This is a genomic window from Pandoraea pneumonica (assembly GCF_902459645.1).
Lineage (GTDB): Bacteria > Pseudomonadota > Gammaproteobacteria > Burkholderiales > Burkholderiaceae > Pandoraea > Pandoraea pneumonica.
The window spans coordinates 1,573,449-1,591,996 of the sequence record NZ_CABPSK010000001.1; the positions used below are offsets into that span (position 1 = coordinate 1,573,449).

Below are 18,548 nucleotides of genomic sequence, written 5' to 3' on the forward strand. Positions count from 1 at the left end.
CCTGTCATCGTCGATGCGGCATTGCTTGCACCCACTTGTCTGGGGCCTGACGCACCTGGCCCCTCCCCTTCGATCCATCGACATCGTGGCCGTGTGGCATGCACACCAGCGCCTTTGTGCCGTAACCTCCCGTAACGCGTCTGTCGCAGGGATTTCCCCGCGAGGCTTGGCGATAGGGCCGGACCGCGCGACAATTGTACCCAAAAGCCCGGTAAGTATGCCGCTATCCGAGACACATATGCGCCGGAGAGGTTCCCCCGTTTCCGCCCTGGAGGCCGCCGTTGAGTGCTACACGATCGCCTGTGCAGAACCCCAACCGTACCCTGCCCCGCTGGCTTGCCAAGTTTTTTTTCCAGTGTGTTGAAGCCGCGCAACGGCGCATTGCCCGAGGCTCACTGGTCGGTGACCGGCCGATCTTCGACAACGCCCTGTTCCCGTGGGTTGGCGCACTCGAAGCGCAGGCACCTGCGATCGCCAAAGAACTCGAAGCGGTGCTAGCCACCCCGGGTCGTCTGCCTGCCTTCCACGAAATCTCGCCCGACGTCGCCACCATCACGCAAGACCATCAGTGGCAGACCTTCGTGTTTCTCGGCTATGGCATGCGTGCCGAGCGCAATCTCGCGCGGTGCCCGGCTACGGCGGCGGCACTTGATGGCATCCCCGGCCTGCGCACGGCCTTCTTCTCGATCCTCTCGCCGGGCAAACAAATTCCTTTGCACAGCGGCCCCTATAACGGCGTGTTGCGTCTGCATCTTGCCCTCAAGGTGCCGCGTGAGCGCGAGCAATGCTGGATCGAAGTGAACGGGCAGCGCTACGTGTGGCAGGCGAATCGTGCGGTGATCTTCGACGACGCTTATCCGCATGAAGTGCACAACGACACCGACGAGACGCGTGTGGTGCTGTTCGTGGATTTCGAGCGCCCGTGCAAAGTGCCGGTGTCGTGGCTCAACCGCCTGCTGCTCGCCTTTGCCCCGCTCACGCCCGAGTTGCAGCAAGCCAAGACGAATCACGAGAAGTGGGAGCGCGATTACTACGCGGATGGTGCGGCGGTGGATGGCGGTAGCAGCGCACCACCGGAAGCCCCGCCTGCAACGGCCCCGGCTTCGACAGCATCGGCACCCGGTGCTGCATCGCCATCCACGAGCAAATCGCGCACGGCCCCGGCGCATGATGGCGAAGTACAACACGCCGAACATGCGGAAGCCTCCGGCAACGAACGCCGATAAAAAACGCCAGCGAAATTGCTTTCGCTGGCGTTTTGTTTTTTGCTGCGCTAATGCGATTACGTCTGACGTCCCGGTTGAGCGAGCACGTCTTGCGCGGGCGGCGGCACGAAGTTCGCGGCGAGCACAGCAACCAACGCTGCCGCCATCATCGCGCCGATGCCGAGTGCCGCATCGCCGAAGTGCAGATACGCCACCTTCATGGCTTCGATCACAATCACGGCGGCCACAATCGTAATCATGCTGAGCATGCCCGCGACCGTCGCGCGATTCGGGCTATCCACAGCAAACAACGACTGCCGGTAAACCACCCCGTAGCTCATGCCCATGCCGAACGCGTGCAACGACGTCCCCACGAGCAAGGCCGGATACCCCGGCGCGAGAATCGCCGTACCCACGAGCGACACCGCCGCACCGATCAGCATCGCCGCAACACCGGTCGCCAGCAGGCGGCCGTTCGACCAGCGCCCCACCTGACGCGCGAGCAACACGTTGCCAAGAATCAGCGCCGCGAATACCGGCACCTGCAACATCGCGTAATGCATCTGCGACAGGCCCGCACGCTCGATCAAAAACACCGGCCCCAGCGCAATCCACGAGAGCAGCGGTGTGATCGCCACGCCCGTGAGCACCGCGCCTCGCCAAAAGCGTGCACTCGAGAGCGGCAGCTTGTAACCGGCCCACAGCGTCTTCGCATTGAGCGAATTGCGGTCGAAGCGCGAGAGCTCCGGCATCGTGCGATACAGCCCGATAAACGACGCCACCGCCACCAGCGCAATCAGCCAGAAGATGCTGCGCCACGGCCAGAACGACACCACGGCAGCCCCCGCAAGCGGACCGAACAACGGCGAGAGCAGCGACACGTTCGCCATGAGCGCCATCACGCGCACCGCCGTCTTCTCTTCGAACGCTTCATGCACCGTCGGGTAGCCCACGGTCAGGACGAAGCAACAGCCCATGCCTTGCAGGAAACGCAGCGCGATGAACTGCGGCATGCTCTGCACGAAGTGCATGGCAAAGCACGCGAGCACGAACATCGTGAGCCCCGAGAGCAATACGCGTCGGCGTCCAAAGCGATCGGAGAGCGGGCCCAGCAGCCATTGCAAGCTCGCGTTACCGAGCATGGCGGCGGTCAGTGCCAGGGTGGTCATTTCCGCCGACGCGCCGAATTCGCGCGTCACCAGCGGCATGCCGGGCATGATCATGTCGTTCGAGATATAAACCGCGAACTCGAAGAGCACCAGCGAGAAGGGAAACCAGAATCGTGAAACAGGAGTTGCTGAGTGAGACACCTCGTAAGGCTCCTTTGTGTGTCCAGCGCTCATGACGATGGCACACGTAAAAAGACAACACCCCCGGTGCCTGCGAGGCACCGGGGGTGTCTGTGACATCGACCGTATCGGTCAGATACGGCGTTCGATGGTTCAGACGTCCAACAGTTCAACCTCGAAGACCAGCGTCGCGTTCGGCGGAATCACACCGCCGGCGCCGCGTGCGCCGTAGCCCAGTTCGGCCGGAATAATGAGCTTGCGCTTGCCGCCGACCTTCATGCCGGCTACGCCTTCATCCCAGCCGCGAATGACCATGCCGCCGCCCAGCACGAAGGCGAACGGATCATTGCGGTCTTTGCTGGAATCGAACTTCTTGCCGTCGGTGAGCCAGCCGGTGTAATGCACGGTCACGGTTTGGCCGGGGGTGGCTTCTGCACCGTCGCCCACTTGGAGGTCGTCGTATTGCAGGCCGGAATCGGTAGTGATGATCGACATCGTGGTTCTCGCTCGAAGAGGGGGGGAAGAAATCGACGCGCGAGGTATCGCCAACGCGCGAACTCGGGAAAGAAAAAACCCCCGGCTCTCCGCGAAGAGCCGGGGGTGTTCCGCCAAGGCGACTTGGCGGAGACGGAGGGATTCGAACCCTCGATCCAGGTTTTGGCCCAGATGCTCCCTTAGCAGGGGAGTGCCTTCGACCTCTCGGCCACGTCTCCCAAACTTGTCGTCACATCAGGGAGGTGATGTAACGAAGGCGTGATATTACCTAGTGTTCCGCGTGCCGTCAAACATTATGCGCATCAAAATCCAACTTTTTTTGCGCACCTGTCATGCTTTCGCCACGTACGGGGAGTTTTCCCCGCATCACGACACCGCAATGTCGTTTCGCGCCGCATCCGGCTCACCAAAATCCGACGCGATTTTTTACTGCCGATTCAAACACTTCGCGATACGGCGAGTGCGTCGATGTCACTCGCCCTACCGAATAACGCACACGTCGCGCGCCTACGCGAGCGACGTGTTCACTTCTTTACGCCTGATCGAGTTCGAAAGCCTTATGCAGCGCGCGCACGGCGAGCTCCATGTACTTTTCGTCGATCAGCACCGAGATTTTGATTTCCGAAGTGGAGATCATCTGGATGTTGATGCCTTCTTCCGACAGCGTGCGGAACGCCTTGCTGGCGATACCCACGTGCGAGCGCATGCCCACGCCGACGATCGAGACCTTCGAGACCTTCGGGTCGCCCGACACTTCGGCGGCACCGATATGGCCTTGCACGTCGTTTTGCAGCAGCGACATCGCGCGCTGGAAGTCACCACGCGGCACCGTGAACGTGAAGTCGGTCTTACCGTCCACGCTCTGGTTCTGGATGATCATGTCGACATCGATGTTCGCATCGGCGATCGGGCCGAGGATCTGATAAGCGATGCCCGGGCGGTCCGGCACGCCACGCACAGTGATCTTGGCCTCGTCGCGCTGAAATGCGATACCCGAAATGATGGCCTTTTCCATTTGTTCGTCTTCCTCAAAAGTAATCAGCGTGCCCGAGCGCGCTTCTTCGTCGAGCGCCATCATCGGATCCGTCAAGCTCGAGAGCACGCGAGTCTTGACTTGGTACTTGCCGGCGAATTCCACCGAGCGAATCTGCAATATCTTCGAACCGAGGCTGGCCATTTCCAGCATCTCTTCGAAGGTCACCTTGTCGAGGCGACGCGCTTCGTCGACCACGCGTGGGTCAGTCGTGTACACGCCATCCACGTCGGTGTAGATCAAGCATTCATCAGCCTTCAGGCCAGCGGCCACGGCAACCGCCGAGGTGTCCGAGCCACCACGGCCGAGCGTGGTCACATTGCCGTTCGGGTCGATGCCCTGGAAACCGGTAATCACCACCACGCGGCCGGCGTTCAGATCGGCCATCACGCGTGCGTCGTCGATTTCCGAAATACGGGCTTTGGTGTGTGCGCTGTCGGTCTTGATCGGTACTTGCCAGCCGGCGTAGCTCACGGCATCGACGCCCTGCTCTTTGAGGGCAATCGCCAGCAGGCCGACGCTCACTTGCTCGCCTGTGGCGGCAATCGCGTCGAGTTCGCGCGGATCCGGTTCGGCCGAAATCTCTTTGGCCAGACCCAACAGACGATTGGTTTCGCCGGACATTGCCGACGGCACCACCACCATCTTGTGACCGGCCTTATGCCATTTGGCCACGCGCTTGGCGACATTCTTGATGCGCTCCACCGAGCCCATCGACGTGCCGCCGTATTTGTGTACGATCAGAGCCATAACATTGCTAACACATTGATTTAAAACCGTTTATGAATCCTGCGCGGATACCTTGAAAGGGGTATCGATGACGTTTCGATTCGCGGAACTTTTGATTATCGCACGAATGTATCGCGCATGAGCCGGTTTGGCGCAGATTGCACCGTGAAGCGCCTCATGCGCCGCATCCGGCAGCAGAGTGTGCCGCAGATTACCGGGGTTGCGAGGGGATATGCCGTACAGCCCGATCAAAGACGGAGATAACGGCATCGTGTGGTGCGGCGCAGCCCTCGATGCCGCTCAGGCCTCGTCGCGCCACGTCATCTGCCAGCGCGGGCCATCGGCATCCTCGTCACCCAGAGCCGTGCCGTCGATACCAAGACGCGGTACGAACACGATGTTCGCGCCCTGCCAGATGATCGGCACATGACGCTGCCACGCTGGCACGCCCTTGTTCTGATACCAATGCTTGAGCGAACGGGAATGCCCGTCGGGATGTTCGCGCCAGCGTTCGCCCCCTGCCCGCTCGCGAGCGATCAGCGGATGCTTGCGCAATACCGCTTCGGCGATGCCCGCAACGCCCGACTCACCGGATTCAGTCACCGGCGCAAACGCCACACTCCCCTGCCATTGCGGCAGCGGCCAGACGCACTCTCCCGACCAGTGCAGCGCGACATCGTCGGCAGAATGATCGTCGTCGGCAGCGTCGTAGACGGGTGTCCATTGCAGAACATCGCGATACAAGCGCAACACCGCATCGCCGTGCGGCAACGTGAGCGAGGCGTCGGGTTGCGCATCGCGAATCTGCCGCACCCACTCGTCGAGACGCGCCTCCGGCGGCGCGGCGAGCCCTTCGCGCGCAGCCCAATACCGCAGCAGATTCGCCAAACGCGCCACATCGAGTCCCTGTAATCGGCTGCGCTGCAAACCCGTCCCAACGACGTGGGCCGCATCGAAATCGATCTGCGCCAGTTGATCGAGCAGCGACTGCGCTTGCGCCGCATGACGAGCGAACCGGGCAAGCGTCTCGCGATACGCCGGGACGTGCGCCGCGATGGCAGGCATCACGTCATGACGCAGCGCATTGCGCAGGTACTGACGGTCCTGATTCGAGGGATCTTCTACCCATGTCAACGAACGCGCCTTGGCATAGGCGCGCATCGTCTCGCGCGATACGTCGAGCAGTGGGCGAAGCAACATAGCACGCGAGGCAACGGGCAGCGTCCCCGTTGAAGGCATCGCTGCGACGCCCGGTAGCCCCGCGCCGCGCAGCATTTGCAGCAGCACCGTCTCGGCCTGATCGTTCGCGTGGTGCGCTGTGAGCAACGCGTCGATGCCGTGCGCTGCACAGCATTCGGCCAGCGCTGCATAGCGCGCGGTACGTGCCGCGCCTTCGATGCCCTGGCGGGCATTGCGCGGCACATCCACATGACGCGATTCAAATGCAAAGCCGCGCAGACGCGCTTCGCGCTCGCATGTGGCGAGCCACGCGTCGGCGTGTTCGGAGAGACCGTGATGAATATGAATCGCGAGCGGCTGAGCCACCGCCTCACCGGCATCACGCCGCGCCTGCACCCAATGCGCGAGCGCGTCGAGCAGCACGATGGAATCGAGTCCGCCGCTAAGGGCTAATGCGAGTCGTGGGGCGACGAGATCCGACTGCGCGAAAGCATGCGCCAACGCGACGCGCAAAGCGACGTCCACATGAACAACTGCCGCGTCGCATCGGGTGGATGCGAACGCGGCAGCGGTGTGCGGCGAGGAGGACACGGGCGGTGTAGCGCCGGGCGTCATCGCCACGAGTGGTGGCGATGCGCTGGGCGACGACTTACTTGGCGCCGGCTTCCTTGAATTTGCCATAGCCCATCATGCGCTCGAAGCGACGCTCGAGCAGTTCCTTGTGGCTCATGCCTTGGAACTGGCGCAGCGAATCGGCCAGTGCACGCTTGAGCATGCCGGCCATACCGAGCGGGTCGCGATGTGCGCCGCCAAGCGGTTCGTTGATGATCTTGTCGATCAGGCCGAGTGCCTTCAGACGGTGGGCCGTCAGACCCAGGGCTTCGGCAGCTTCCGGCGCCTTGGCCGCGCTCTTCCACAGAATCGACGCGCAACCTTCCGGCGAAATCACCGAGTACGTCGAGAATTGCAGCATCGAGACCGAGTCGGCCACGGCAATCGCCAGTGCACCGCCCGAGCCGCCTTCACCGATGATCGTGGTGATGATCGGCGTCTTGAGTTCGGCCATCACAAACAGGTTGTGACCGATGGCTTCCGACTGACCGCGCTCTTCGGCATCGATACCCGGGTAAGCGCCCGGCGTGTCGACGAACGTGAACAGCGGCAGACCGAACTTCTCGGCCATCTTCATCAGGCGCATTGCCTTGCGATAGCCCTCGGGGCGCGGCATACCGAAGTTGCGCATGGCGCGCTCCTTGGTGTCGCGGCCCTTCTGGTGACCGATGACCATACAAGCCTGACCGTTGAAGCGGGCCATGCCGCCGACGATGGCGTGGTCGTCCGAGAACGTCCGGTCGCCATGCAGCTCATGAAAGTCGGTGAAGATGTCGCGCACATAGTCGAGCGTGTAAGGACGCTGCGGGTGACGCGAGATTTGCGAAACCTGCCAAGGCGACAGGTTCGTATAGATGTCCTTGGTGAGCTGCTGGCTCTTCTTAGAGAGGCGCTCGATCTCTTCGGAAATATCGACGGCAGAATCGTCTTGCACAAAGCGCAATTCTTCAATCTTCGCTTCGAGTTCGGCGATCGGCTGTTCAAAATCCAAAAAGGTGTTCTTCATCAGGTTTCCCCGGAAATGCGGCAGCGTATTGTACCGCCGGCGACGATTACCCGGCCAAGATAGACAACTTTCATCATTTCTTGGCCAACAATAGACACCGACAATGACTAATGAGACGGAATTGGACGCGGATTATACGTCCTAAGCGGAACAATCAGTATTCGACGGGCACCGGTTCGAGACTTCGCCACATGTACCAAGTGGCCACCGAGCGCCAGGGCTCCCAATTGGCGGCCACTTCACGGGCTTCGCTGCGGGTGACCGGCTCGCCGCTGAAGTAGTTGACGCTGATGGCGTTGATGAGCCCAACGTCGTCGAGCGGCAGCACGTCGGGGCGCAGCAGGTTGAACATCAGGAACATCTCGGCGGTCCAGCGGCCAATGCCGCGAATGCCGGTCAGCTCGGCGATGACGGCCTCGTCGTCCATGCTCGCCCAAGCGTCGACGTGCAACGCACCCGACTTGAAGTGCGTGGCCAGATCGAGAATGTACTCGGCCTTACGGCGCGACAGCCCGCAACCGGCGAGTGCGTCGTGCCCGGCCTTGATGAACTGCACCGGCGTGAGCTTCGGGCAGATGGCGACCACGCGGTCCCACACGGCTTGCGCCGCTTTCACCGAAATTTGCTGGCCCACGATCGAGCGCGCGAGCGTGACGAACGGCTCGCCGCGTCCGGTCAGATGTGCTGGGCCGAACTGAGGAATGAGCTTCTTGAGGATGCGATCGCGCCGCATCAGGTCGGCGCAGGCCTGATCCCAGAAGTCGGGACGCGTCGCACCGGGCGCTACAGGCAGCGGCACCACGCCAGTGACGGCCTGCTCCACCACATCGGCTTCGATGCGGGCAATTTCCGGCGTGACGATGCGTGTTTCACCATCGCGCTTGGCGATCACGCGGCGCGTGGTAGCGGCGCCAGCAGCACCATTGCCCTTCGCGGCCGAACCGGCGGCACGCGTCGACTTGGCGGGCGATGCAGGTTTTGCAGGCTTGCTGGAGGTATCGGCGTTGGTCGTCTTGACCGGCACCTTGCGAGCGGTGCCAGCAACGGCCTTGGTCGCCGCGCCACCTGCCCCACTCCCTGCCTTCACAGGCTTCTTGAGCTTGTCGGCAGTCGCCGCCGCGCCATTGCCACTGCTGGCACGTTTAGTCGGAACCACGCCCGACTTACCCGCCGCGGTCTTCACGCCAGCCTTGCCGTCGACCTTGCGCGCCTTGCCGTCCGCCTTCGTGATCTTGGCGGGCGCAGCACTGGCGCGCTTGGCCGCGGGCCTGGCGGCCTTGACGGCACGCCCGGTCGCGGCGGTTTGGGTCGCAGCCTTCGTGGCTACGGATTTACGAGTCACCATGAGATTCGCCTCGATACGCCGCGCTCAGGCACGACGCCATTCGGTGGCGCCTCCGGGACGATCTTCCAGCACGATGCCTTCGGCCAGCAACTCGGCGCGAATGCGATCGGCTTCTGCGAAATTACGTTCGCGCTTGGCCTGAGCCCGCGCTTCGATGCGCGCCTCGACCGATGCGCGCAAGGCATCTGCATCACCGGCTTCGTCGGCACCCGCCGCCCCTTGCAGGAACGACTGCGGATCGCGTTCGAGCAAGCCGAGCGTACCTGCCAGCCCCAGCAATTGACGCACGAGCACCGGATCGCGCTGCTTGTTGATTTCACCGGCGAGTTCGAACAGCACCGAAATCGCGATCGGCGTATTGAAATCGTCGTTCATCGCGGCCGCAAAGCGCTGCGCAAACGGTTCGTTCCAATCGAGCGGCGCCCCATCGCCTTGGGCGTCTTTGAGCGCGGTGTACAAACGCGTCAAACCGCCGCGGGCGTCGTCCAAATGGGCATCGCTGTAATTGAGCGGGCTGCGGTACTGCGCACGCAGGATGAAGAAACGAATGACTTCCGCATCGAACTTCGCCAGCACTTCACGAATGGTGAAGAAGTTGCCCAACGACTTGGACATCTTCTCGTCGTCCACGCGCACGAAGCCGTTGTGCAACCAGTAGTTCACAAACGTTTCGCCGGTGGCCGCTTCGCTCTGGGCGATTTCGTTTTCGTGGTGCGGGAATTGCAGATCCGCGCCACCGCCGTGAATGTCGAAGCGGCTGCCGAGCAAGTCGCAACTCATCGCCGAGCACTCGATGTGCCAGCCCGGACGGCCCGCGCCCCACGGCGAAGCCCATTTCGATTCGTCGGGCTCGGTATCTTTCGCGCGCTTCCACAGCACAAAGTCGAGCGGGTCTTGCTTAGCGGTGTTCGCGGCAACGCGCTCACCGGCGCGCAAGTCTTCGATCGACTTGCCGGAAAGCTGACCGTAGTTCGCGAACTTGCGCACGGCATAGTTCACGTCGCCGTCTTCCGCCTGATACGCATAACCGTTGCTTTGCAGCATGCCGATCATATTGACCATCTGCGGAATGTAGTCGGTCGCGCGCGGCTCGTGATCGGGACGCTGCACGCCGAGGGCGTCGGCATCCTCATGCATCGCGGCGATGAAACGCGTCGTCAGTTCGCGCATCGTTTCGCCATTCTCGACGGCGCGCTTGATGATTTTGTCGTCGACGTCGGTGATGTTGCGAACATAGGTCACGCGGTAGCCGAGCGTGCGCAGCCACCGTTGCACCATGTCGAACACCACCATCACGCGCGCGTGGCCGATGTGACAGTAGTCGTACACGGTCATGCCGCAAACATACATGCGGACTTCGCCGGGAACGAGGGGCACGAACGGCTGTTTGTCTCGCGCGAGCGAGTTGTAGACGCGGAGTGAATCCATAGATAAGTGCTTGACCGGGCGAGACAGCGCCGGGCGCTGCGACGATGCCTCCGGACACGTTTTAAAGCGTGCGGGCGGGAGCGACATCGCGAGGCGGGCTGCGCGCCGTGCGGTAGAAAAAACGAACCTGCGAACCGTATCAGCCGCCATCGGAACAAATGGCGCAGGCCGGGCGCAGGTGTTTTGTTAGAATGCGGCCGAGTATAGCATCTCTTGCGCACCTCTCAGGTATCCCAAGCACCCACCATGACGCAACGAAGCCGGTCCCTTTCGCGCAATGCAACGCGCCTTCTTTCCCGCCTGCGCACAAGCGCTTTCTCCATGAACGCTGCCCGTCGTCGTGCCCACGCCCTGACCCTCGCGGGCGCAACGCTGGGCCTCGCCGGTGCACTGTTTGCGCTGCCGGCCGGCGCGCAGGCGATCATCGATCCGCCGCCGCCCGCGCCGCTGCAAACGCCGCAACAAGCCAGCGAGTCGGCCATCAACAAGCTCGTGGAAGCGCGTAAGTACAGCGACGCCCTCGCAAAGATCGACGACCACATCAAGCAATACCCGCGCGACGCGCAAGTGCGCTTCACGCGCGGGCGCGTGCTCATGGAAATGGGCCGCACGCCGGAGGCCATCGACGCCTTCACCGCGCTCACGCAAGACTTCCCGGAACTGCCGGAGCCGTACAACAATCTGGCCGCGCTGTATGCGCAAACCGGTGAGTACGACAAGGCGCGCGCCGCGCTCGAAAACGCGATCCGCAACAACCCGGGCTTTGCCGTCGCGTACTCGAACCTCGGCGACGTCTACGCCAAGCTCGCACAGCAGGCATATCAGAAGGCCCTCAAGATTTCGCCGACCGCGCGCGTGTCGGCCCGCGAGAAGGTGCTTGCCGATATGCTCGCACCGCAACGTGCCGCGCCGGTCGCGCAAACGCCTTCGCCAGCGAAGCCCAACGACGCCGCCGCGCTGAAGAATATCGGCAAGTCGGGCAACTGATCGCCGGTTGCGCAGTCACAGACACACCTAGACTCATAGCCCAGGAGACCCGCATGTCCCTTCCGAATCGTCTGCGCCGCGCACTGCTCGGCGGTGCCGTCGCGGCGGCTGCCCTTACCGGCGCCGCCACCAGCCTGTCGGCGTTCGCGCAAAACGTTCAGCCGCAGGTGCAGTTCAAGACGTCGGCCGGTAACTTCACGGTCGAACTCAATCCGAAGGCAGCCCCGAAGACGGTCGAAAACTTTCTGCAATACGTCAACAGCGGCTTCTACAACGGTACGGTCTTCCACCGTGTCATTCCCGGCTTCATGATTCAGGGCGGCGGGTTCGACAAGGACATGAACGAAAAGACCACGCGCGCGCCGATTCCCATCGAGTCGCAAAACGGCCTGAAGAATCTGAAAGGCACCATCGCCATGGCGCGCACGTCGAATCCGAATTCGGCGACCGCGCAATTTTTCGTGAATGTGTCGGATAATTCGTCACTGGACTACCCCAGCCCGGACGGCTATGGTTACGCAGTGTTCGGCAAGGTGGTCGCGGGCATGGACACCGTGGAAAAGATCAAGGGTGTTCCCACGACCCGCAAAGGCATGTACGCGGACGTGCCCGTCACGCCCGTCGTGATCGAATCGGCCAGCGTCGTCAAACGGTAAAGCACGACACTGAACTCCTCCGGCTCGCCGGGACCATTTCATCAGAAGGAAAGCATCATGGTTGAACTGCAAACGAATCACGGCGTCATTCGCATCGAACTCGACGAAGCCAAAGCACCGAAGACGGTCAAGAACTTCCTCGAATACGTCGAAAAAGGTTTCTACGACAACACGGTGTTCCACCGTGTGATCAACGGCTTCATGGTTCAAGGCGGCGGCTTCGAGCCGGGCATGAAACAAAAGGCCACCGCGACCCCGATCGAGAACGAAGCCAACAACGGCCTGAAGAACGACAAGTACACGCTGGCCATGGCCCGCACGAACGATCCGCACTCGGCCACCGCTCAGTTCTTCATCAACGTGAACGACAACGACTTCCTGAACCACAGCGCACCGACGCCGTCGGGCTGGGGCTATGCCGTGTTCGGCAAGGTCGTCGAAGGTCAGGACATCGTTGACCAGATCAAGGGCGTGAAGACCGGTTCGCGCGGCATGCACCAAGACGTGCCGGTCGACGACGTCATCATCGAAAAGGCTGTGATCGTCGCGTAAGCGCCCATCTCGTCACCGACGACACTCGATGCCTGTATCGACTGCGCGGTGCCCGCAATGTCCCGTGACACCACGGGGCGACGGGCCCGCGCTTTTCATTTCCGATCTTCACCTCGCGCCGGCCCTGCCGCGTACGGTGCAAGTTTTCGAAGACTTCCTGCGCGGTCCCGCGCGTGAAGCGTCCGTTCTCTTCATCCTTGGCGACCTGTTCGAATACTGGGTCGGCGACGACATGCTCGATGTCGACAAGGATGCCCCCGCCCATCACACCGGCACGCCCGATACCGAGCCGCTCGGCGCGTTCGCTCGCCGTATGACGGCCGCCATTGCGGAACTGTCGGCCAGCGGTGTGCCCGTGGCGATCATGCGTGGCAATCGCGATTTTCTGCTGGGCAAGCGCTTCGCGCGCGCAGCAGGCGCGGTGATGCTCGACGATCCGTGTGTGTTTTCGTTTCTCGGGCAAGCGCTGGTGCTTAGTCACGGCGATCAGTTATGCACCGACGACGTGGGCTATCAGCGCTTCCGGCGTGTTGCGCATTCGCCGCTGGGCAAGGCCTTCTTTCTTGCGTTGCCGCTGCGTCTGCGCATGGCGATTGCCGATCGCATCCGGCGGCGCAGTGCCGCTAAGGGCGCGCATCGCATGGCGTATGCCGATGCGAATGCGCAGGCGATCGCTGCACTGCTCGATGCAGCCGGCGAGCGTACGCTCGTGCACGGCCATACGCATCGCCCTGCACGGCATGCCGACGGCCGCCGCGTACGCTGGGTGCTGCCCGACTGGGAATTCGATATCGAGCCGCCACGCGGCGGCTATCTGCAATGGGATTCGCACGGGTTGCGTGCGATCGATCTCGTGACGTCGGCTTAACGCTCACGCATTCGGCTTACGTAGTGCGCGCCTACGTATTAGGCCCACGCAAGCCCAACCATCAAGCCGACGTACCAAGCCCTACATATCCTGAATTTCGCGCCCGAGCTTGCGCAGTTCTGCCGTGTCGATCTTGCTCGCACCGAGCGCTTCGAGATGCGCGCCAAGTTGGTTGAGCGCCGCGACCATCACGTCGATCTTGTGCGCCTGATCGGTCGCATTCTCGATGAGTCCGTGAATCGCGAGCGACACCGGATCGTCCGCGTTGGGCGTGATGCCGTAGGCCGAGAACTCCTGCTTCCGACCGTTGCCACTAGGCTTTCCTTCGGCGTTCTCACGCGGCGCATCGGGACGAATGATGCGCGCCGGGTTGCCCACTGCCGTACCGCCCGCAGGCACCGGCTTGACCACCACAGCGTTCGAGCCGATCTTCGCGCCCTCGCCCACCGTGAAGCCGCCTAGCACCTTCGCACCGGCTCCCACGATGACGCCCGCCTCCAGCGTCGGGTGACGCTTGGCACCGCGCGAGAGCGACGTGCCGCCGAGCGTGACGCCCTGATAGATCGTGCAGTCGTCGCCGATGATGGCGGTCTCGCCAATCACCACCCCCATGCCGTGATCGATGAACACGCGACGGCCCAGCGTCGCCCCCGGATGGATTTCAATGCCCGTGAGAAAGCGCGCGTAATGCGACACGAAGCGCCCGAGCCACTTGAAGCCGGACGTCCAGCAACGGTTCGCTACGCGATGGAGCATCACGGCGTGCAAGCCGGGATAGCAGGTGAAGACTTCCCAGTTGCTACGAGCGGCGGGGTCTTTTTGCCGGATAGCGGCAATATCTTCGCGAAGACGGGTCAACATGAGCCTGATTTCAATCCTGTAGTGCGCGTCCTGCCGTCTTGGGGCAGGATCGTGCGAATTCACCGGAGAGCGTGCCGACGGAGGTCAGCAGACATTGCGAGGCGCGAGGAACGCGAGACAAACACATGGGATGTGCCCGTTCGCGCCACGCCGCTGAGCGGGGGCGTGCGTTAACAGTGCACGTGATAAGGCAGGGAAGCGGCGCAACGCTCGCGCAAACGGTTCATATTCGCGAAGGGCTAATAAGCTTGTGACTGAGAATTGTATGGGGTTTTCACAATGCGTGCAGACGCCCGGAAAATGACCGGACACGCGGTAAGGGCATCGTCGGCCCCACCTCCCCTGCTACCTATTTCAGCCCGTCAGCGATCAACGCCGAATCTTACGCTCGAGAATGTGTTTCGAGATGCCGCGCAGAATATTGACCTCTTCGCGCTCGAGATGACTCTTGGCGAACAGACGACGCAGGCGCGTCATCAGCTTCTTGGGGTTCTCAGGATCGAGATAGTCGAGATCGACCAGCGCGCGCTCCAGATGCGCGAGCATGCCTTCCACATCGTCGCGGGTGGCCAAGTGATCGTGCGGGGCGCTGCTCGTCGCGATCGATGCGCTCGCCGCCAGCGCCGTCACGGCTGACGCCGCCGCCCCTCCGCGCTCCACACCAAGGCACGCCATGCGCACTTCGTACGCGATCAGTTGCACCGCTTGCGACAGATTGAGCGAACTGTAGACCGGGTTGGCCGGAATATGTACGAGCGCATTGCAGCGTTCGACATCGGTATTCGACAAACCCGTGCGCTCGCTGCCGAAGACAAAGGCCACCGCCTCGCCCTGCCCGGCATGCTGCACGGCGAGCGCGGCGCTCTCGCGCGGCTCGGCATTCGGCGGGCCGTATTCGCGCGTGCGCGCGGAGAGCGCCACCGCCCAACTCACGCCCTGCAATGCCGCATCGAGATCCGGCACCACACGCGCGTTTGCCAGCACGTCGTCTGCGCCACTCGCCAGCGCCACAGCTTCCGGGTCGCGCAGCACATCGGCACCCGCCCGCGGTGCGGCCAGCACCAACTGCCCGAACCCCATCGTCTTGATCGCGCGCGCGGCCGAGCCGACATTGCCCGGGTGACTCGTCTCGTTGAGAACAAAACGCACTTGATCGAACAGCGACGGCGTGACGGGAGCAGCAGATTGGGACATGAGCAGGTGGCAGGAGTTGGGGTGACGTTCTTGGAGGAAAACAACGCAGGCCGCTATTTTGCCCTGATTCGCCGGGGCCGTGGCGCCGAATAAGGGTCAGAACGAACCCAGAACGCAGCGCGGTTGGCCAAATTTTGCTAAAATGCGCGTTTTCGTCCCTGCAATCGAGCCGCTAAGTCAGCTGCGGCACTTGCCGGGCATCGCTCTTGCCCAATTCGTTCGCTTTGTCTGCCATGCCTGCCAACCGGCCCAGAGGGGGTCGTGTTCGACGCGGGCCGTGGCCTTAACAGGAATCTGTCATGCAGCATTCGCAGCATCCCATGCTCAATATTGCGGTGAAGGCCGCCCGCGCCGCCGGTAAGATCATCAACCGCGCGACCCTCGACCTCGACACCGTCAAGGTCAGCAAGAAGCAGCACAACGACTTCGTGACGGAAGTGGACAAAGCGGCAGAGCAAGCGATCATCGACGTCCTCCTGCAAGCCTATCCGGACCACGCCATCCTCGCCGAAGAATCGGGCGAAGAACACGGCAACTCGGGCTCCGAATTCCAATGGATCATCGATCCGCTCGACGGCACCACCAACTTCATCCACGGCATGCCGTACTACTGCACGTCGATCGCGCTCGCCCATAAGGGCATCGTGACGCAAGCCGTGATCTACGATCCGACGCGCAACGAGCTGTTCACCGCCTCGCGTGGCCGTGGTGCTTACATCGACGGCAAGCGCATTCGCGTGTCGCGCCGCGACCGTCTGGCCGATGGCCTGATCGGCACGGGCTTCCCGTTCCGCGATCTGCAAGGCGTGGAAAACTACCTCAAGATGTTCGGCACGATGACCGAGCATTGCGCCGGCATCCGTCGCCCGGGCGCTGCTGCCCTCGACCTCGCATACGTTGCCGCCGGCCGCATGGACGGCTTCTTCGAGCAAGGTCTGAACCCGTGGGACATGGCCGCTGGCAGCCTGCTGGTGAGCGAAGCCGGTGGTCTCGTGGGCAACTACACGGGCGAGTCGGACTTCCTGTTCGAAGGCGAAATTCTCGCGGGCAACCCGAAGATCTACGCGCAAATGGTCAAGCTGCTCGAAGGCTACTCGCGCACCAAGCGCGTGGCTGCACCGGCAAAGGCCAGCGCCGCCGCTTCGGAAGCGAACCCGCAAGCGTAAGTTTGGCTTGCCGTCCATGGCGACGGCAGCAACAAAAAACCCCGGCGATGCCAAGGCATCCCGGGGTTTTTTGTTGTCCTGCGAGCGCTATCGTTCGATGCGCTCGCCGGGCTCGTCAGGCACCCAGACGCGCCAACACCGTCTCGCGGCCCAGCAGTTCGAGCACCGCGTCGATCGCCGGGGTGTGCGTCGTGCCCACCACCAGCAAGCGCACCGGCATCGCCAGTTGCGGCATCTTCATGCCGTGCTGCGCGAGCGTAGCCTTGAACGCAGGCGAAATGGCTTCCTTCTTCCACTCCGGCAGCGCAGCCAGTGCCGTCGCAAGATCCTTCACGGCAGCGCGTGCGGTATCGGTCAGGTGTTGCGCAACATCCTCATCGGTCGGCTGCGGATGGCGATAGAACATCTCGGCGCTCGCCGCGATGTCCTTGATCGTGTTCGCGCGATCCTTGAACAGCCCCACCACCCCAGCCAGCGACGGGCCGCCTTCGACCGTCACGCCCGCCTTCTGGAGGAACGGCTCGGTCAGCCCGGCCAGACGCTCGTTATCGGCTTGCTTGAGGTACTGATTGTTCAACCACAGCAGCTTTTCCGGATTGTGCTGCGCGGGCGACTTGCCCAGGTGATCGAGGTCGAACCACGTCACGAACTGTTCGCGCGAGAACACTTCCGCATCGCCGTGTGCCCAGCCCAGACGCGCCAGGTAGTTCACCACGGCTTCGGGCAGGAAGCCCTCTTCGCGGTACTGCACCACGCTCATCGCGCCGTTACGCTTGCTCATCTTCTCGCCCTGATCGTTGAGCACGGTGGGCAAGTGCGCGTAAATCGGCGGCTTCTTGCCGAGCGCTTCGAAGATGTTGATCTGACGCGGTGTGTTGTTCACGTGGTCGTCGCCGCGAATCACGTGCGTGATGTCCATGTCGATGTCATCGACCACCACACAGAAGTTGTACGTCGGCGTGCCGTCGGGGCGCGCGATCACGAGATCGTCGAGTTCTTCGTTCGAGATTTCGATACGGCCCTTGACGGCGTCTTCCCAGACCACGCTACCGGCGAGCGGGTTCTTGAAGCGCAGCACCGGTTGCACGCCAGCGGGCGGCTCGGGCAGCACCTTGCCCGGCTCCGGACGCCAGCGGCCGTCGTAACGCGGCTTTTCGCCGCGCTCGCGTTGCTGTTCACGCAGCGCGTCGAGTTCTTCCATGCTCATGTAGCACGGGTAGACGTAACCGGCGTCCTTCATCTGTTGCAGCACTTCGCGATAGCGATCCATGCGCTCCATCTGATAGAACGGGCCCTCGTCGTAGTCGAGGCCGAGCCATTCCATGCCTTCGAGAATGACCTGCACGGCTTCCGCGCTCGAGCGTTCGAGATCGGTGTCTTCGATACGCAGCACGAACGCGCCGTGGTTGTGACGCGCAAAGGCCCACGGGTAGAGAGCGGAACGGATGTTGCCCAGATGGATGAATCCGGTCGGGCTAGGCGCAAAACGGGTGCGGACAGTGGTCATGGTTTGGCTTCGGTGCATCGCGTCGGCAACAAATAAAAACGCCCGCAGCGGTAGGTCTCGCGCAGGCGGGTCGCCGACATTCGGAAGCCGTCATTATATCAGCCGAGTGCGTGCATTCGCGGCACAGTCCGAGCCGGGCATCGGAAATTCCCAGCCCCGGCCTCGGACCTCATCCGGCAAGCCATGCCGGACGGCGGCCTCAGAGCTTGGCGAGCGACACTTCCGTGGCTTTCACCAGCGCCACGACTTCGGAGCCGACGTCCAGACGCAACTCGTCGATGGAGCGCGTGGTGATGACCGAAGTGACGATGCCGCTCGGCGTTTCGACGTCGACTTCGGAGAGCACCGGCCCGCGCAGAATTTCGCGAATACGGCCCTTGAACTGGTTACGGACGTTGATGGCGGTGATACCCATGATGAACTCCTGCGTTCAGTA

16 protein-coding genes, 1 tRNA gene and 1 pseudogene are annotated in these 18,548 nt (G+C 62.5%); 6 read left to right on the forward strand and 12 right to left on the reverse strand.

The window, feature by feature from the left end; all coding sequences use genetic code 11:
- Window positions 1–323: 323 nt before the first annotated feature.
- Window positions 324–1,034 (forward strand): annotated as a pseudogene (locus tag PPN31114_RS06850) (aspartyl/asparaginyl beta-hydroxylase domain-containing protein); the annotation flags it as partial.
- A 248-nt stretch (window positions 1,035–1,282) separates the two neighbouring features.
- Here PPN31114_RS06850 and PPN31114_RS06855 read toward each other — a convergent pair.
- From PPN31114_RS06855 to cysS, 8 genes are all read right to left on the reverse strand, one after another.
- Window positions 1,283–2,515, reverse strand: coding sequence for an MFS transporter (locus PPN31114_RS06855; protein ID WP_174987747.1), 1,233 nt, complete (start codon window positions 2,513–2,515; stop codon window positions 1,283–1,285).
- Window positions 2,516–2,647: 132 nt separating this feature from the next.
- Complete coding sequence (locus PPN31114_RS06860) at window positions 2,648–2,989, reverse strand: FKBP-type peptidyl-prolyl cis-trans isomerase (protein WP_150678665.1); 342 nt, start codon at window positions 2,987–2,989, stop codon at window positions 2,648–2,650.
- 124 nt (window positions 2,990–3,113) lie between these two features.
- Window positions 3,114–3,207, reverse strand: a tRNA-Ser gene (locus PPN31114_RS06865).
- A 314-nt stretch (window positions 3,208–3,521) separates the two neighbouring features.
- A complete protein-coding gene (locus PPN31114_RS06870) occupies window positions 3,522–4,772 on the reverse strand; it encodes an aspartate kinase (RefSeq protein ID WP_150678666.1) in 1,251 nt (416 codons plus the stop codon).
- Window positions 4,773–5,051: 279 nt separating this feature from the next.
- Window positions 5,052–6,455 (reverse strand): tRNA lysidine(34) synthetase TilS, encoded by a 1,404-nt coding sequence (gene tilS / locus PPN31114_RS06875; RefSeq protein WP_174987750.1) that lies wholly within the window; start codon window positions 6,453–6,455, stop codon window positions 5,052–5,054.
- A gap of 124 nt (window positions 6,456–6,579) precedes the next feature.
- A complete protein-coding gene (locus tag PPN31114_RS06880; RefSeq protein WP_150678668.1) occupies window positions 6,580–7,548 on the reverse strand; it encodes an acetyl-CoA carboxylase carboxyltransferase subunit alpha in 969 nt (322 codons plus the stop codon).
- Between the two features lie 154 nt (window positions 7,549–7,702).
- The gene (locus PPN31114_RS06885; protein WP_150678669.1) at window positions 7,703–8,893 is read right to left on the reverse strand and encodes a DNA-3-methyladenine glycosylase family protein; all 1,191 of its coding nucleotides are present in this window, start codon (window positions 8,891–8,893) and stop codon (window positions 7,703–7,705) included.
- A 24-nt stretch (window positions 8,894–8,917) separates the two neighbouring features.
- A complete protein-coding gene (gene cysS / locus PPN31114_RS06890) occupies window positions 8,918–10,321 on the reverse strand; it encodes a cysteine--tRNA ligase (protein WP_150678670.1) in 1,404 nt (467 codons plus the stop codon).
- Window positions 10,322–10,642: 321 nt separating this feature from the next.
- Here cysS and PPN31114_RS06895 point away from each other — a divergent pair, with 321 nt between their 5' ends.
- From PPN31114_RS06895 to PPN31114_RS06910, 4 genes are read left to right on the forward strand one after another with little or no spacing between them, the layout of a single operon-like run.
- Window positions 10,643–11,308 carry a tetratricopeptide repeat protein gene (locus PPN31114_RS06895; RefSeq protein ID WP_174987753.1) on the forward strand — a complete coding sequence of 222 codons (666 nt, stop codon included), beginning with the start codon at window positions 10,643–10,645 and terminating at the stop codon, window positions 11,306–11,308.
- Between the two features lie 53 nt (window positions 11,309–11,361).
- Window positions 11,362–11,964 carry a peptidylprolyl isomerase gene (locus tag PPN31114_RS06900; protein WP_150678672.1) on the forward strand — a complete coding sequence of 201 codons (603 nt, stop codon included), beginning with the start codon at window positions 11,362–11,364 and terminating at the stop codon, window positions 11,962–11,964.
- Window positions 11,965–12,021: 57 nt separating this feature from the next.
- Window positions 12,022–12,516: a peptidylprolyl isomerase gene (locus tag PPN31114_RS06905; RefSeq protein ID WP_150678673.1), complete on the forward strand. Its 495-nt coding sequence runs from the start codon at window positions 12,022–12,024 to the stop codon at window positions 12,514–12,516.
- 28 nt (window positions 12,517–12,544) lie between these two features.
- Complete coding sequence (locus PPN31114_RS06910) at window positions 12,545–13,384, forward strand: UDP-2,3-diacylglucosamine diphosphatase (protein WP_281350947.1); 840 nt, start codon at window positions 12,545–12,547, stop codon at window positions 13,382–13,384.
- An 81-nt stretch (window positions 13,385–13,465) separates the two neighbouring features.
- Here PPN31114_RS06910 and cysE read toward each other — a convergent pair whose 3' ends face one another.
- On the reverse strand, window positions 13,466–14,245 hold the full coding sequence (cysE, locus tag PPN31114_RS06915) for a serine O-acetyltransferase (RefSeq protein WP_150678675.1): 780 nt from the start codon (window positions 14,243–14,245) through the stop codon (window positions 13,466–13,468).
- A gap of 369 nt (window positions 14,246–14,614) precedes the next feature.
- Window positions 14,615–15,439 carry an RNA methyltransferase gene (locus PPN31114_RS06920; protein ID WP_150678676.1) on the reverse strand — a complete coding sequence of 275 codons (825 nt, stop codon included), beginning with the start codon at window positions 15,437–15,439 and terminating at the stop codon, window positions 14,615–14,617.
- Between the two features lie 299 nt (window positions 15,440–15,738).
- On the opposite strand from PPN31114_RS06920, the gene PPN31114_RS06925 reads away from it, so the two are divergent.
- Window positions 15,739–16,605 (forward strand): inositol monophosphatase family protein, encoded by an 867-nt coding sequence (locus PPN31114_RS06925; RefSeq protein ID WP_150678677.1) that lies wholly within the window; start codon window positions 15,739–15,741, stop codon window positions 16,603–16,605.
- Window positions 16,606–16,720: 115 nt separating this feature from the next.
- Here PPN31114_RS06925 and gltX read toward each other — a convergent pair whose 3' ends face one another.
- Window positions 16,721–18,112 carry a glutamate--tRNA ligase gene (gene gltX, locus PPN31114_RS06930; protein WP_150678678.1) on the reverse strand — a complete coding sequence of 464 codons (1,392 nt, stop codon included), beginning with the start codon at window positions 18,110–18,112 and terminating at the stop codon, window positions 16,721–16,723.
- Between the two features lie 199 nt (window positions 18,113–18,311).
- Window positions 18,312–18,527: a TOBE domain-containing protein gene (locus tag PPN31114_RS06935; protein WP_010807342.1), complete on the reverse strand. Its 216-nt coding sequence runs from the start codon at window positions 18,525–18,527 to the stop codon at window positions 18,312–18,314.
- Window positions 18,528–18,548: the final 21 nt, after the last annotated feature.